This window comes from Dorea acetigenes (assembly GCF_025567385.1).
GTDB lineage: Bacteria > Bacillota > Clostridia > Lachnospirales > Lachnospiraceae > Claveliimonas > Claveliimonas acetigenes.
Genome location: NZ_JAOQJU010000002.1, coordinates 279,744 through 294,938 on the forward strand (window position 1 = coordinate 279,744; position 15,195 = coordinate 294,938).

Genomic DNA, 15,195 nt, shown 5'->3' on the forward strand with positions numbered 1-15,195 from the left:
TTGCTCCTCCTTTGGTTTTATAATTCATTTCCCCACTGATCCCAACCGTCACGCTCCGTCCGTGCGAAGAGTTCCAGTTTCTTTGCCTGCGGGAAAAATGCTTCTAACATCTGATAAGCGCATTCCGGCTTCCTGCTATGGCATCTCCTGCTGTTCTCCCGGAGGATGGTGGAAAACGCCCCGCGCTTATCCCTGTCCGGGAGGATGATGTTTCCTTTTTTGAAAAACCACAGCAGGTACTCATGTGCAAACCGCACCGTGTAAGCGGGTGCCGGCCCGTTGCCCTTATCCCATATCAGCCTTGCGTGGAGTCTGTATCCAAGCAGGCTCATGATTTCCTCTGTCTGCGGCAGGTACTTGTCTATCGTCCACATGAACACGTTGTGCTTTTCGTTCATCAGATTCCCTGTGACGAAATTATGCAGTTCCATGATTCCGGGGACGTCCATGGTGTCGTATGGCACGGTCATCCCGGTGGAGTTTGGTCTGGCTGCTTTCCTGCCACCCCTACCCTGTTGCCATGGCGGGTCTGTATAGAGGATGTCGTATTTTTCTTCTGTCGTGAAAATATCAATCTTCATAATGGCATCCCCTCGCTATCTTCCTGTTTTTCGTATTCTTCCATTGTTGGACGCTGACCGTCCAAATCATCCCGTACATACGGTTTTCCGTTTTTACGCTCCCAGTTTGCTCGATAGCAATTTCTGCAGGTACACCTGCCAGACAACCATCTCATTTCTCCCCAGTATTCTGGCTCTCCACACCCTTTGCAGATTACGATTCTGTCCATTTCATCCATGTACATCACTCCATTTCATCAATAAGGTTTCTTATCTCCGCTTTTGCTTCATCCGGCAGTTTTGCTGAGTATATGTCGTACCATCTATTAAACTTATCTTTCAGTGTTATGATGTGGGTGGGTGGAATCTCCATGAGTTCCTTGATTCGCTTATCTTTTTCGTTTTTCAAAAGTTTTGCTACTCCAGTTGGCACTACTACTGGATTTCCGCCATATGCTTTAACCTTTTTAATATCTTCCTGCGAATCCACCGGGATGGAATAAGGCTGTGGGTTCTGTTTATCAAATGATTCAATCAACATTTCCTGCACTTTTTTCACATCGTTCTGGTATGTGTTGAATTCAAAATGGTATACGTCATCCACTCTTTCCTCTACCATTTTCCTAACCGTTTCTATTGGTATGCCGCCTTTTACCATCGCTTCAGCAATCATGAGGGAAGTGATTTCTCCGACATTCCAACTGTCGCAGGTTTTCCGGTCACGCTCTAAACGTATGTACTTTGGTTTGAAATTGTATCCATACCGCAGATCGCTGTTACAGTCCACAAATAACCCATTAACATACACCTCTCCTGCGTAGTCCTCATCTATTATGATTTCTCCATAGTTCGTTTCCACTTTCTCGTAGTCGTATCCGCTTAAGTCGATCCAGACTTTGTATAAATCATTGAATTCTTCTTTTGTTACATTCCCAACCTCAATGCACAGCCCTGCTTCGTCCGTATCCTGTTTACTGACATAAAATGCAAGTATTTTTTCAAGCCACTTTTCAGAATTTTTAAACCTCGATTTCCAAACTTCTCTCTTCTCGTTATTGTATATTGTGAAAGTCTTCCCAAGCCTGTTTAATACAAGTGCTGCTATTTTATATCCCTCTCCAAACTGACCGACCGTATCCTCATTGTTCGCTTTGTTGCTTCTTCCCAAAAGCAATGTATTTATTTTCAAAACAGATTTGCGATTGATAAGCCTGAGTGCTTTTTCTTTTGCGTTGTATTCAACTTTGAATTTGTTCTCTTTATCCAATATCTCTTGGTCTGTTCCATTTTGGATCAGTTCCCGGATTGCATCATTAAAAGTCCAGTCTGATACATAATTTGGGGTTAATGTCAATTCATAACAAGTTGCATTGTTTTTCATCTCATCCATTAGAAATAATTCCTCCATTCATCGACTATGGTCTTTGCCAGATCCTCTTTCTTCGCCAGTGCTTTCAGCACTACTTCGTCAATCGTTCCCTCGGTGATGAGGTGGATATATGTGCAGGTATTCTTCTGCCCGATTCTGTGGATTCGTGCAAGGCTCTGGCTGTATGCTGCGTAGTTAAAATTGACCGAGTAATAAACGCAGGTATCGGCTGCGGTCAGTGTGATTCCCAGTCCTGCGGTATCGATCTGTGCGAGGAATACCATCGTTTCCGGGTTCGTCTGGAAGTCCTTGACGATGTCGCCCCGATCTTCCAGTTTCACATCTCCGTAAATCGAACCGTAGCGGAGTTTCTTCTTTTCGAGCATCTTCCCGATGAGGTCAATCTCTGGTCTGAACCGTGCGAAGATTACCAGTTTTTTTCCTGCGTCAATCACGTAATCGTCCACGATTTCCTCCAGTGCGTTCAGCTTGCCCCGGCTTACCAGTTCCGGCTTTTCCTGCCCATCCGCTACCAAAAATCCCCCGGTGTACTGCTGCAGCCGCAGGAGTTTTGTCAGCACAGTCGGCGCAGTGATTTGGCCGCCATTCTCCAGTTCTGCGAAACTCTCACGCTTGATGCGGTCGTAGATGTTCTTTTCCTTGCCTGTCATGGTAATGTACCGCTGCAGGAACGTCTGCTCCGGCAGGTCGAGTGCTTCGTCCTTGGTTACCCGGTAAGCGATGGAGTGTTCTTTCTGGATCAGCTGATCCAAGTCCTTATACCCTACGATCTGGTGTCTGTTGAAACCGCCCATGATCGCATACCTGTTTCGGAACTGATAGAAATTTGTTCCGAAGATGGTCGGGTCTAAAAAGCGGTACTGACTGTATAAATCTATGGCGTTGTTCTGCACCGGGGTCCCGGAGAGTATCAGCTTGTACCTTGCCCGGTCGCCCAGTTTGTGCATTGCTTTGGACTGCTCTGCGTCATGGGTCTTTATCCTCTGGCTCTCATCGCAAATGATCATATCCGCATCCCAGTCATAGAGTGCTTCAAATATGCCCTCCCTCCATGTGGATTCGTAGTTGATCACTGCCACCTTCAGTGCCTTGAATGGGAAGTTGTCAAGGTCGTTTAACAGTTTCAGCCTGCGGTTCTTATCCCCCATCAGTACCTTGATGTTTGCTTTAAAATCTGCAAATTCTGCAAAGTCTTTGGGCCATACGGAGCAGACAGAGGTCGGTGCTACCACGAGTACCTTCTCCACCTTGCCCATCTGATACGCTGTGCCTGCGATCATGATTGCGGTCAGCGTCTTTCCGCATCCCATTTCAAAGAGCAGACCGAAGCCTTTATGTATTGCGTTTTCTGTGTTTGGCATCCTGCCCCTCCTGTTCTCTTGTTTCAAGGTCACGCATCATGCGATCCCACTCTGCCTTTTTATCCTTGGCTGCGTGTGGGTTTTCGCAGGTCGTGAAACCTCTGTTATTCTGGTTCATTTGAATTTTCCTCCTTCAGCACCTCTGCAATGCCTTCCATCACGAACATGGCGCATGGAAGTGCGATGCCATTCCCCCACATCTTATAAAGTCCTGAGTCACTCGTGGGGTCTGCAAGCCACCGTTCCACCTGCTTTGCGTCTTTCGGGAGTTGGATTCCCTCGTCTTTCCCGATAAGCCGCCACCATTCTGCCCATGCAATCATCCATTCTCTGACTGTAGATGCTTTCGGGTTTATGATGGCTATGTCCTCTGCCCAGTCATCCGGGAAGCCTTGCAGGCGGCAGCATTCAAGCGGTGTCAGCCTGCGGATGATATATTCCCACTCATCCCCAGTGCTACCCATACTCTCCGTCATCGCTGCCCCGGTTCTCCCGGTTTCTACCTTGTGCGATACCCCCCCCCGGACCTTTTGCGACCAGTGTCTGGGCGACTTCTTCCTGTATGCTGATATTGTACTGGGCATTCTGTCCTTGGTTGAACGCTGCCCTGTCGATTCCGTATGCGACTGCGTGCCTGTCCGTTGCGGTCAGTGTGTTGGCAGGTGCTCCCGGCTCTCCGACTCCTAGTCCGTTGGCTGATCCGTCATTATTCCGGGTGCTGCCGCCGCCTTTATACCGGGTTGCTTTGTCTGCGATGGGAATTGGTTCGAATAAGGTCTGTGTGTTATGCGTGCTCAATGTCGCACTCTTATCAATTTGCATCAGTGCTCCTTTGCCTCCTCCCTCGCATCCACTTCGTATCTGCATCGTGATTGGTGGCGGTGTACCCCCCCCACGCTATTTCGGGGTGCTATGATCGTTGCCACGGAACTTCCGTGGCCGCAGCCATGCAGTGTTTCCGCTTTCGCATCTCCTAGCCGCTGATTCCTTAAATCTACCGCCCTTGCTTCATCCATTATCATCGGTACATTACCCCCCCCAGTGCCCATTTTCCCAGTTAAGGTAGGAACGATTCCGTCCTCTGAAATTGTGACCCGGCTGTCCTGCGGATGGTTTTCTAATACGATTGGCACGTTGTTCCCTCCAGTACCCATCTTCGTTGTCAGTGTTGGCGATACATCGCTCTGATCCGCTACTCTCCGTCTGTCGCTGATGTCATAGCACTGGACATCCTCTGTGCCTGCCTTATAAGTGCCCTCTTTAATATTTCCGGCAGTTCTTTGCCACGCTTCTCGGCTCTCTTTAAAATCCCCAGACAAGCCCTCTCGCTCAAATAATATTTTGGGTGCGGTGCCGCCTCCAAAATCTGCGACAAGGTAGATTCTCTTTCTTCTCTGGGGGACTCCCCAGTATTGGGCATCAATCGTTCGCCAAGCGATGGAGTAAGTGTCGCCCATGATGCATCCGGCTGCCTGCCATTTTTCTTTCGGAGGGAGAGGTACTGCGGCTGTGTCGTCCGTAACGCTGACGATTGCTTGCAGGACTGCTTGGAAGTCTTTTCCCTTGTTACTTGAGAATGCTCCGGGGACGTTCTCCCATACCATGAACCTTGGTCTGATGTATTTCCCGGTTCTTCCTTTCTTGATGTCATGCTTCCTCATCTCCTTTACGATTCTAATCTGCTCATGGAACAGGTTGCTCCGACTGCCATCCAGTCCGGCTCTCAATCCTGCTACGCTCATGTCTTGGCACGGAGAGCCGCCTGCTATCACGGTTACCGCTTCTGCTTTGCCACCGTCCATATAGTGAATATCCCCAAGGTGCGGCATATCCGGGAAGTGTTTCTTCGTGATCAGCATTGGGAGCGGCTCGATCTCGCTTGCCCACCTTGGCTCTATCCCGAAGATTGCTGACGCCAGTTCAAAGCCGCCGCTGCCGGAAAACAGCGACCCCATTGTCAGTTCCTGCTTCATTGCCGCCACCCCATCTTCTTTCCGCACCAGTGGCAGTGCGTGTGGTTATACTGCACCCGCTTTCCGCATTTCGGGCAGCACCACACTCCGCTGCGTCTGACTGGCTTGTCCTCATAGCAGAAACGTGTCATCATGTCGCTGTACTGCTGTGCGAGGTCGTGATAATCCTGCAGGCTGCTTGCCAGTTCCTCTGCTGCATTCTCCTGCAGGCTTTCCCTTGTCACTCCAAATTTAAGGAGCACCGCATCTATTTCCAGTTCCCATTTCCCTGCGCCCATCAGTGCCCCACCTCCTGTTTTGGCGGTTCTGCCAGTCCAAATGTCATTAGTGCCATGTTGTACCCTCTTACTTGGTGCGTGAAGGGCGACACCTTAATTGGTGGCGGAATGAGCGGGACAGGGGTCGGGTTCATCCTCTCCCTGTCTACTGCCTCCATGACCTCATTCAGTTTTTTTCGCTCGGCTTCAATCCTCGGCGGCAGGTTTACCAGCCCTGCCAGTTTGTTCAAAAGTTCGATATCTGCCGGCCCGCTGAGTGTCTGGGAGGCTCTGTTCCACTTCATCTTCCCCCAACTCTTTATGATCGTGAATTGGACGTTGTCTGCTTCCCTTATGAGAATTTGTCCGTCCTTCATTGCCATCTTCATGGTTGGCACTTCCTTTCGGTTCTACTTCTTGTTTTTGCTCTTATCACGGATGTGGTTCAGCAGATCTGTCATCGTGTCCTTGTACTCCCCAATGGCTTCCATCATTTCATCCAGTTCTGCCAGTGCCCTTGCCGCTGTTTCTTCGACTTCCTTCCAGTCCTTGATGTCTGCTTCACTTCGTTCCGCAGGATTATCGTCATCTGCGATGACGGATTCCTTAAAGATTAAAGCGGGGCGGACTCCAAGGCTGCCATGGCACGCAATGCTGTTGTGGAGCGTACCGCCTGTGTGGACATGGCGGACATAGTAGGAGTAGGCGGAGTTGCAAGTCCACGGTGTAGCGAGCCACCACCAGTCGTCTGCGTCCGGGATAAATTCCCGATACTTTCGGTACTGATCTGCGGTCAGCAGTGCTATGTAATCCGTGGTCTTTCCGTAGTCCTTCATCCCATCATCCGAAGTGAGGTCTACCTCCATCAGTGCCAGTTGCCTGTCAAGAAGCCTTACGACAAATTCCGAATTGAGGTACTCCCGGAGGCTGCTGTTCTCCCAGTTGTTGCACCCCTCTTTGTCCTCTTTGTGGAATGCTCTTTCCTCCAGAATGTTCTCCATGAGGCAGAGCGTTCCCTTGCCTTCAATGTGATCCAGTACCACCCAGTTGAACCCTGCGACTTTTACGGTCTTGCCTGCTTTTACATCCATTACTCTGATTGCTCCCATTTCGTCATCCTCCTATTTGGTATAAAATGTGTGATTCCCATGCGTGAATAATTCTTTCAGATGGGTGTTGTGCCATGTTGCTTCCTCGGTCGATTTCTCGAAGTAGGTTGCGTTCCGGCTTTCGTTCCATTGTTCTGCCTGCACCATTTCCAGTGCCCGGTAGCAGTCCTCATTTGGCTCTACCCGGTCGTAGCGTCCGTTCTCGTATGCTGTGAATTGTCCACCTTCAGTAATGACTCCTTCTATTGTGTCTGGGAAGTCGTCACTCCACACTCGGTTCAGCACCACAAGCATGACCAGTGCTTTCCCCTCTGTGTCCTCTCCCTCGGCTTCTGCCATAGCGATCTTGCACAGCATGTAGGATTCTTCCGCATCAAAGTCCATGCTCCCTATCAAAGACTGGCTCCATGCTTCCCGGAGGGCGATTGCGTCCTGCTGCTGTTCATATCTTTCCTGCGCCTCCCGAATGGATTCAGTGAATTCTTTGGCTTCAGCCTGTTCGCTTGCGAGGTACTCCTCACGCTCTGCCATCATCGCTTCATAGTCGTCCTTATCCCACCAGATTCCGCAGTACTCCACCTGCCCATAATGCTCCGGCACTGTCGGCTCGTATTCCTCGGTCGTGAACACCCACACAATCAATGTGCTGACTGCCAGTCCTGCTGCCACTGTCATGACCGCTTTCCCTACCATCCGCTTCAACCTCCGCTTTTGCCTGCGTGTCAGCCTTATCAACTCATCATGCACCTCTTTCCTTATTTCACGACCGATTCCAGTCGCTTTTCCTTTTTGTTGTAGAGGATCATCTCCTTGCTATCCTTTGAATGCAGCATATAATCATCCGGGCGCATCCCTCTCTTTGCCAGATACGCTTTCTGATCCCTTGTCAGTTTCTTTGGCTGCTTCATCTTTTTGCTCCCTTCCTGTATTTAGATACTTGACTTTCTGCCAGTACCCCATTATGCTCTCTAGGCTTGTTGGGTCTGGCATGGAACAGGTTCTCCAAGGCTTTGAAGAGTAACTGTTCTGTCCATGCTCCCTGAGTATTGTTTGGGGTAGCTGTACTTGTCGCCTGCAGTGCGGTTTCTTCCTTGCCGCCATCGGTATTGTTTCGCACCCACGCATCCATGCTCCCGATGTTCTCTCTCTGCGTGTTATCATCTGCCTCCGAACCGTTGTTGTTTTACTTGGGCCTGCGTTCCCTATCCCAATTACGACAGCCATCCATGCAGGCTCACTTCCTGCTGCCGGGGCGACTTATTGCGGCGGCTCGTCCACACCTATCGGTTTTTATACTGGTCGATGCGTGCCAGTCCATATTCAGTTGTTTGCTATGATGCATACGCACCGCTCTGTTTTCTTTGACTCTGTGTCCTGCACTGGGCAGGTGTAGTTGGTCTTGCCATTATCTGTGCTGCTGCGGAGCAGCCCGCTATCAAATAAATGTTTCCGTGCGTATCTTGCGCTTACTCCCTTGGCATTGCAGAATTGATTAAACTCCGGGACCTTGATTCGGTATTCTCCGTCTGTCCGCTCCCTGCCTTTTGTGAGTTCTTTTACAAATGCGTCTGTGTCGATGAGGGCGGTCTGCTTATTGAGTGCCCTCCACTCTGCCAGTTCGTCCAGTCCGTCAATGTCTACCTCTGCTTTACTGAATACATCCAGTATCATTGGTATCCTTTCGTCTGGTGCGGCCGCCAGTATTTTCGCTATCTGGATTGCGGTCTTGATGTCCAAGGTATCAGTGCTCCCATTCTGCCCTTCCATCCTGCGTTCCTCCTTTAGACGGATTTCTGTGCGACCTCTGCCCGATATGGAACTCCACCCTTTTCGAGTTCACGGTACATGGTACTTGAGTGAACCCCGATAATGAGTGCCATCTCATCGACTGTCTTTCCGTCTGCTGCCAGTGATTCGATTCTCTTACGATCCTCGAATTTCAGTCGCTTGTACTGTTTCCTTGGTCGCTGTGCGATTGCCATTCCGTTCCACCTCCCTGTCTTTTAGGCAAATAAAAAAATGCATCAGAGTTATTAACTCCAATGCATTCTGCTTGTGGTCTTTCTTCTATTTTGTTATAGAAAAAGATAAATGCAGGTGAGAGTTATAACTCATCTGCATTTATCTTATAATTCTTCGCCGTCTTTGCTTCCAATACTTCAATCGAAACAGCTCTCTCGGAATGGATACAATAAAAATAATGCCTAATACAATAGCAAATGCAATTTTTACAGACTCTATTCCCTTTTCCGCTGCTTTCATATACTGATTTGTCACCAAATAATATGCCGTATAATAAATTCCGGCCCCCGGAACCAGCGGAATGATTCCGGAAATCAAAAAAATCGTAATCGGACATTTCATTTTTACCGTCATCATTCTTGAAAACAGAACTCCCATTAAAGTTCCCAAAAAGGATGCTACCGCCGGCGAAACACTGCCTACAGACAGATAATACACCAGCCAGGAAAGCGTGCCTGTCGCACCACAGCACAAATAATAACGCTTCGGGACATTAAACATAACCGCATAAGCCGTAGTTGCCAAAAACGGGCATACTATATTCCAGAAAAATTGATGCAGAATTTCCATCATATTAAAAGCCTCCCCAAATATTATTATAAAGTCCCAAAGTAAATCCCACGCCAATCGCAATATACACAAACACAAGCACAGCATCAATCATCCGGACTGTACCGGACAAAAAATCACTGTCTGCAATATCGCGGATGGCACTCACAAATGCAACTCCCGGAATCAAAGGCATAATTGAACCGATAATCATCCCATCCAGCTTCAGCGGCACGCTGGAAATCTGCATCACTCCTATCGCCAGGATAGTAATCAGCACGCCTCCCACAATATTCATTATTATTTTCGAGATATGATGCTTTTTTGCAGTCAAAACCCATACATATAAGATACAGCCAATTACAAATGCTATCAGGCTCTCTTCTACTCCTGCTTTTAAAAGAAGGCCAAAGCATCCGCTTCCCACTCCGGCAGCAAGTATTTGGAAATAATCCTTCTTTGGCGGAATTTTTTCTATTTGCTCCAGCCTGGCTATTGCTTCATCAAGACCTACCTTGCCTGAAGCAATCTCTCTGGATAAAGCATTCACTTCTGCCACAATTCCCAGATGTGTCGATGATAACGGAACATTCCTTACCCTGGTATATACTTCCCCTTCGTGATTCTCAGCACTAATAATAATTGCATGGCTCAAAGTAAACGTATCCACCTTATCTACATGAAATCGGTTACAGATATGAAAAATTGTTTCATCAACCCGGAAAATCTCACCGCCATTTTTCAAAAGAATGCTTCCTGCATCCAACGCAAAATCCAGAACTTTTTTCAGATCTACTTCTGAATCCAGCTTTTTCTTCAGATATACCATATCTGTCAGCTGTATCCCATCTTCATAAATCGGTTCTCTATAGTTATCAACAAAAAAACCGGCAAGAATATGGGAATTAACAAATCCGCACTTTTCATAAAATCCAATACTCTTCCTGCAATTTCCTGTACCCACATACATAAAATCACATTGGCTGCTGTAATGCTCACAGAGATAATGTATGAGATATTTTGCATATCCATGCCCTTGTGCATCTTCTCTGGTAGCAATATTTTTAAGCTCACATTTTCTGTTTTTCAATAATACCACAACCGCAACTGTCTGTACAATCCCATTCTCGTATAACGCAAACATATCCCCAGTGTCCAGATATCTGTCAATCATGTCCTCCTGGGGATCTGCCTGTAATAGTAAATCCAAATATTCCTTTTTATTATCAATAATCTGCTGAATCTCCATAATATAAGCCTCTATATAATATTTCACTAACTAATTCAGCTTATTATAACACTCTCTCCTTGAAATTTACAGCAGTTTTTTCATTTATGCACTACCAGACTCTTCCTTTTGGATAAGCCACAACGCTGGTTGCGTCTTTCGTATATAAAACTCCTTCTATACTGCAATAATAAGGATTATTAGCATCCACCTCAATATAAAACAATCCTGTCAGTGTATCAAAAGAGCCTGGTTCTATATAACAGATATTAGCAGGGATATACACATCCGTAACCTCTCCGCCAAAAGAAGCCAGTGCTTCCGATCTGATTCCAACGCATTCCGGATCTGACGGCAGATAAAGCAATCCGTCTTCTACAACAAGTTCTCTGCCCGAAACCAGGTAACCACTTTCATCATAAACCGAACTGACAACTTCTTTCCATCCGGCATACAGTCTCAGTTCCGTCTGCCCCTGCTCTGCTTTTTCAAAGGGAATCGACGCTTCCGGATCAAGATACCAACCGGTAAATACTTTTCCTTCATACACCGGAACGACCAAATCGCTCTCACGCAGCCTGTAATTATACAAATCAGAAGAAAAGACTTCTGTACTGCCGCCATTTCCATCAAAAATTACACGATACTCCACCACGCCATAAGGAAGTTCAAAGCGGTTCTCCCCATAAATAATTGTAAGTATTTTCTCACCCGGAACAGAAGTATCCAACCCTTCAACCGTACATGCATCCAATGGTACGGCCTCATCGCCCAGTTTGATAGAAAGATGCTTCAGATCCGGTTCACTTCCGACACAATAATCCATTCTCAGGTTTCCATCCACAATGAATAAAGGCGCTGTTTCCAACAATCCACTCTCTTTACCGCCCGGATAATCAATCACCGTCTCTATCTCTGTTTCCGGCTCCGCATCCAATACCGCTGTATCTATCTCCACCTCTGCCCTCAACTCAGGAAAATTCGCTTTAGTTCTGCCGCTGGTTATGTTACGTATTTCATCTTTTAAAACAGTCGGAATAACAAACACGCTTTCTTCCTTTAAATTTTCATCATAAACATTTTCCGGAACCACAAAGCCAGCATCAAGCAGATTGCTTTGTATCGCAGAGGTAAAGTGAATCGCTGCCGTTTCCTCCTCATAAGGCAATGTAATTTTTTGAACAACAAAAAGTAAACTCAAGATTATTGCCGTCAAAATAATCCCCGTTACTCCCTTCCGGTAATGTTCATTGAAGAATTCACATCTCATTTCTTCATAGTGCATATATACGTCTTCTGTTTTCATAGACTTATTATAATATCTGTGAAATATTATCACAACAGAAAAGAAAGTGGCTTCTCGCCACATTGGCGCGCCACTTTCTTACCTTCTTATCCTTGTTCTTCTGTTCCGGGATAACAGTCCTTCCCCACTAGCTGATATATCCCGCTTTCTTAAGTTCTTCCTCTGCTTTTGCAAGGTTCCCATCTGACACTAAGATAATCGGTCCCGTGCAGCCCATACCACTCTCTGCATAGATTCCCATCTTCCACAGCGTCTTTACTCCTTCTTCCAGATCCATGATTTCTATTCCTGCTATCTGGGATGTTACGATCTCTTTCGCCGGTGCGGTCACTTCCTCTTCTGATGCAGCCGGTTTCTCAGCCGCCTTTCTTGCCGCCAGGATCTCTTTCAGACCTGCCTTGTTCGCTGCCTCAAACTCTTTTGACGCAACCTCAAAGATTTTCCCTTTTACCAGCTCCGCCGCATACTTGATTGCCCCTTTGATCAGCGGCGCCCCCGACGCCCTGGAAATAATCAGAACCAGCTGTTCATATCCTTCCCCGATTCCCGGTCCATACCCATATCCGGTCGCTTCATAGCTTCCCCCTGTCGTAAAGGAGGACAGCATCTTAATCAATATATTTCCTGACAGCGAATCGCACACCATGACATCCGGCGAGCCCTGGAGCACATCGTTTCCTCTCATAACGCATCCTCCGTCCGCTCTTGCAGATTCTGCAAATGTAATGTCATATCCGTTTTCTTTTAACTGTTTCAGCGCAATCTCTGTCTGGCGCGCTCCGTCAACATTCAGAATCCCCACCGTTGGGTTCGCATTCCCGCATGTCTTCGCAGCAATGATACCGTAAATTGCATTCTTAATCATTCCCTCAATACGGTCTGCACTGGAGGTTCCTGTCGTTGTGGCAACATACATTTCTTTGCCCTTTCCGGGTGTGATCGCACGCCCCACAGTGGATACACCAATCGGAAATGGAAAATGCATGGTAACCGCACCATCTACTTCTTTATTCCTCAGAAGTTCTTCCATCTTCTTGTGGCCTTCTTCTTCATCTGCAACTTTGACAGTCGTTACTCCCTCGGCCTCCAAGGTACCGATGTAATAAACGTCTACTCCTTCTTTTGCCGCTGCTTTCGCTGCTTCCATGGCGTTTGCTTCCCCATGCTCACTTCCCATGCCTGTCAGCGCTATCTTCGGTCTCTTTCCAAAGCTTCCGGTCTCAAGCCCTTCCGCCATCTCCAGGAAGGTGGAGGCAATCATTTTCTCAATACTTTTTGCCATATTCACCACCCCTTACTCTGCCATAAGTGTTGCAGCAAAATCTTTCATCGCTTTTGCGATCAGTCCCTTAACTTCTTCTTCAGACACTCCGGCCTGTGTCCCTTCCTCTGCAGCTGTATTTCCATGGATAACAAAAGATACCCCGTCAAACAGGTTGGTCATACGCCCAAGGAAAAGGCTTCCCTTCCCGATAATCATTGCATTCCTTATCTTCCCTGCAAGGATGTCTTCCCTTGCAAATCCGATATACGGAACCCCGGACGGGATATGTCCCTGGGTCGGCGCCCATCCGGTAAGCCCGTGCTCTTTTGTAAATCCTGCAAGTTCCTTTCTATCCAGCTCGCCCCGTTTTACAGCAAGGGCCGCGATCATCTTATAGTTAGCCAACGGCACATCGCCTGCTCCTGCCGGTTTGGTAATGTCCGGGTTCTGCATCTCTGGTGAATATTTGTCAATCTCCGGGATCTTCATCCCCGCCCTGTCAAGCGGGTCAGCGACAAGGCTTCCGATTACATTCTGCGGCGCAGATCCTGTACCTACACTGTGGCGTCCCAGCATATTTAAATCTATCTCCGGATTCACTCCATCATTTTCAGAAATGACTACCGCAAATCCTCCCAGGCAGTCCTCTAAAATCGGCAGCCCCTTCTTGATATGATCTTTCCCGTTCATTCCTAGCTTTGCCGTACATCCGCCGGATGTAACAACAACTGTCTTGTACGCGCCGGATTTTACTAATGCCGCAGCCTCAATCACTGCATGGGTCGGAGCCGCACAGAAGCCTCTTGCATCAGAGCCAGTCGCGTTGACAAGCCCCGCAACCTCTGCCGCCGCTTTTGCAAAGTTGCCGCCGCCCCTCTGGTTCATGTCTCCACATGCTTCCTCCGCACAGTCGATAACATACTCTACTTCCGCTTTATCAATTCCTGCATTGCGTACGGCATAGAGAAGAGCCAACACACTGGACGCCTTGCTCATTAAGTTCTCATGCATTACATGAGCGGATAAATTAACGTCAATATCATGGGCTCTCTTTACACATCCTACTAATTTTCCATCATGGTATAAGCCTTCCGCATGTTCTTCCTTTACAAAATGCTCAATCTCACTGAGTTCTACACCTTCATGGATTCTGCCTGCAATGTCATCTGTAATGATCGGGTTTGCCGCAAATGCATCTTTATATTTAGCAACAAACTCTTTATCCAGTCTTACAACCTCGAACATGTCGCTTGCCTGTACCAGGAACAAAAATTCTTCCTGTGGCATAATCTCGCCATATTTACCATAACGGTCTGCCCCTTCTTTTTTCTTGTCATACCAGGGGAACTCCACCTCTGCCAGCTCATCGGGATGGACATTACCGATATAGGTCTGGTTCGGCCAATAACTCACTGCTTCCTCATAAGAACGCAGGTTCTTCGGCACTTCTTTTAAATACTCCGATTCCGGATTCACGATTTTTTCTGTTGTCTGGGTCGTCCCATTATATAAAACCATATCAGGTGTATGTACTAACACATAACTTGCACCTTTTATTACACTGTTCATTGGTCTTCCACCTTTCTTTGACGGCTACATTGATTATGGCTTCTATCTGCATCTGATATAAGGAAATGTGCTGTCCCCAGCACATTTCCCGTTTTAGACGCTTAGCAATTAAAATTTACAGAACTCTTCTCTGATGGCGGTCATCTCTCCGATGATATCATCTACGTCAAGCACCATTTCCATCATGCTTACCTGTTCGTCATAAACAGCTTCGTCAAACTCTTCTTTCATCTCCGGCTCACATACGTGATATACCCTGAGTCCAAGCTGGACCCCTGTCAATGGACCTGCGAAAGTAGGATCTCCTGCTGTTACAGTTTCTGCTGCAAGCCCTGCAGCTTCTCCTTCTGCTGCGCCGAGAACGACTACCAGGTTCTCTGCACCGTATTCTTCAGCAAACTCCTTTACTCTCTTCTGATTCTCTAAGTCCATTGCGCCTGCGCTCGTTCAGACAAAACATTCCGTCGATGAAAATACAACTTCCGCGCCTGCTGTTTTCACACATTCAGCAATAGCCGGTCCTGGAATTCCATCACGGTCTCCGATAATTATTGCTTTTTTCCCTTCTAAAATAGCCATAACTATGCGTCTCCTTTCTACTTGTAAT

The 15,195-nt window shown here is 47.4% G+C and carries 22 protein-coding genes; all 22 read right to left on the minus strand.

Going from position 1 to position 15,195, the window contains the following annotated elements; all coding sequences use genetic code 11:
* Positions 1–17: 17 nt before the first annotated feature.
* Positions 18–581, minus strand: a complete 564-nt coding sequence (locus tag OCV99_RS03830) for an MT-A70 family methyltransferase (RefSeq protein ID WP_262574771.1) — start codon at positions 579–581, stop codon at positions 18–20.
* Positions 578–799: a hypothetical protein gene (locus OCV99_RS03835; RefSeq protein WP_158368354.1), complete on the minus strand. Its 222-nt coding sequence runs from the start codon at positions 797–799 to the stop codon at positions 578–580. The genes OCV99_RS03830 and OCV99_RS03835 overlap by 4 nt, the downstream gene beginning before the upstream one ends.
* A gap of 5 nt (positions 800–804) precedes the next feature.
* Complete coding sequence (locus OCV99_RS03840; RefSeq protein WP_158368356.1) at positions 805–1,950, minus strand: hypothetical protein; 1,146 nt, start codon at positions 1,948–1,950, stop codon at positions 805–807.
* Positions 1,950–3,311, minus strand: a complete 1,362-nt coding sequence (locus OCV99_RS03845; protein WP_158368358.1) for a DEAD/DEAH box helicase — start codon at positions 3,309–3,311, stop codon at positions 1,950–1,952. Before OCV99_RS03845 ends, OCV99_RS03840 begins: the two co-directional genes overlap by 1 nt.
* On the minus strand, positions 3,283–3,429 hold the full coding sequence (locus OCV99_RS03850) for a hypothetical protein (RefSeq protein WP_262574773.1): 147 nt from the start codon (positions 3,427–3,429) through the stop codon (positions 3,283–3,285). The genes OCV99_RS03845 and OCV99_RS03850 overlap by 29 nt, the downstream gene beginning before the upstream one ends.
* On the minus strand, positions 3,416–3,883 hold the full coding sequence (locus OCV99_RS03855; RefSeq protein WP_262574832.1) for a DNA cytosine methyltransferase: 468 nt from the start codon (positions 3,881–3,883) through the stop codon (positions 3,416–3,418). The genes OCV99_RS03850 and OCV99_RS03855 overlap by 14 nt, the downstream gene beginning before the upstream one ends.
* Positions 3,768–4,133 carry a hypothetical protein gene (locus OCV99_RS03860; RefSeq protein WP_262574774.1) on the minus strand — a complete coding sequence of 122 codons (366 nt, stop codon included), beginning with the start codon at positions 4,131–4,133 and terminating at the stop codon, positions 3,768–3,770. Before OCV99_RS03860 ends, OCV99_RS03855 begins: the two co-directional genes overlap by 116 nt.
* Positions 4,133–5,284, minus strand: coding sequence for a DNA cytosine methyltransferase (locus tag OCV99_RS03865; RefSeq protein WP_158368582.1), 1,152 nt, complete (start codon positions 5,282–5,284; stop codon positions 4,133–4,135). Before OCV99_RS03865 ends, OCV99_RS03860 begins: the two co-directional genes overlap by 1 nt.
* The gene (locus OCV99_RS03870; protein WP_158368364.1) at positions 5,281–5,562 is read right to left on the minus strand and encodes a hypothetical protein; all 282 of its coding nucleotides are present in this window, start codon (positions 5,560–5,562) and stop codon (positions 5,281–5,283) included. Before OCV99_RS03870 ends, OCV99_RS03865 begins: the two co-directional genes overlap by 4 nt.
* A complete protein-coding gene (locus tag OCV99_RS03875; protein ID WP_158368366.1) occupies positions 5,562–5,930 on the minus strand; it encodes a hypothetical protein in 369 nt (122 codons plus the stop codon). Before OCV99_RS03875 ends, OCV99_RS03870 begins: the two co-directional genes overlap by 1 nt.
* A gap of 21 nt (positions 5,931–5,951) precedes the next feature.
* A complete protein-coding gene (locus tag OCV99_RS03880; RefSeq protein WP_158368368.1) occupies positions 5,952–6,650 on the minus strand; it encodes a DUF6273 domain-containing protein in 699 nt (232 codons plus the stop codon).
* Between the two features lie 12 nt (positions 6,651–6,662).
* Positions 6,663–7,343: a cell wall hydrolase gene (locus tag OCV99_RS03885; protein WP_262574776.1), complete on the minus strand. Its 681-nt coding sequence runs from the start codon at positions 7,341–7,343 to the stop codon at positions 6,663–6,665.
* Positions 7,344–7,405: 62 nt separating this feature from the next.
* On the minus strand, positions 7,406–7,558 hold the full coding sequence (locus tag OCV99_RS03890) for a DUF6906 family protein (protein WP_262574778.1): 153 nt from the start codon (positions 7,556–7,558) through the stop codon (positions 7,406–7,408).
* Positions 7,555–7,767, minus strand: coding sequence for a hypothetical protein (locus OCV99_RS03895; RefSeq protein ID WP_158368370.1), 213 nt, complete (start codon positions 7,765–7,767; stop codon positions 7,555–7,557). The genes OCV99_RS03890 and OCV99_RS03895 overlap by 4 nt, the downstream gene beginning before the upstream one ends.
* 203 nt (positions 7,768–7,970) lie before the next feature.
* Positions 7,971–8,417: a hypothetical protein gene (locus OCV99_RS03900; RefSeq protein WP_158368372.1), complete on the minus strand. Its 447-nt coding sequence runs from the start codon at positions 8,415–8,417 to the stop codon at positions 7,971–7,973.
* Between the two features lie 14 nt (positions 8,418–8,431).
* Entirely contained in the window at positions 8,432–8,632 is a 201-nt protein-coding gene (locus OCV99_RS03905) for a helix-turn-helix domain-containing protein (RefSeq protein WP_158368373.1), read from the minus strand.
* A gap of 139 nt (positions 8,633–8,771) precedes the next feature.
* Positions 8,772–9,245, minus strand: coding sequence for a threonine/serine exporter family protein (locus tag OCV99_RS03910; RefSeq protein ID WP_262574782.1), 474 nt, complete (start codon positions 9,243–9,245; stop codon positions 8,772–8,774).
* A 1-nt stretch (position 9,246) separates the two neighbouring features.
* Positions 9,247–10,470: a GNAT family N-acetyltransferase gene (locus tag OCV99_RS03915; protein ID WP_158368374.1), complete on the minus strand. Its 1,224-nt coding sequence runs from the start codon at positions 10,468–10,470 to the stop codon at positions 9,247–9,249.
* Positions 10,471–10,561: 91 nt separating this feature from the next.
* On the minus strand, positions 10,562–11,734 hold the full coding sequence (locus tag OCV99_RS03920; RefSeq protein WP_262574784.1) for an InlB B-repeat-containing protein: 1,173 nt from the start codon (positions 11,732–11,734) through the stop codon (positions 10,562–10,564).
* A 148-nt stretch (positions 11,735–11,882) separates the two neighbouring features.
* Entirely contained in the window at positions 11,883–13,037 is a 1,155-nt protein-coding gene (grdD, locus tag OCV99_RS03925) for a glycine/sarcosine/betaine reductase complex component C subunit alpha (protein ID WP_158368378.1), read from the minus strand.
* Positions 13,038–13,049: 12 nt separating this feature from the next.
* Positions 13,050–14,588 (minus strand): glycine/sarcosine/betaine reductase complex component C subunit beta, encoded by a 1,539-nt coding sequence (gene grdC, locus OCV99_RS03930; protein ID WP_158368380.1) that lies wholly within the window; start codon positions 14,586–14,588, stop codon positions 13,050–13,052.
* 108 nt (positions 14,589–14,696) lie between these two features.
* Positions 14,697–15,167 carry a glycine/sarcosine/betaine reductase complex selenoprotein A gene (gene grdA, locus OCV99_RS03935; protein WP_158368382.1) on the minus strand — a complete coding sequence of 157 codons (471 nt, stop codon included), beginning with the start codon at positions 15,165–15,167 and terminating at the stop codon, positions 14,697–14,699.
* Positions 15,168–15,195 lie beyond the last annotated feature (28 nt).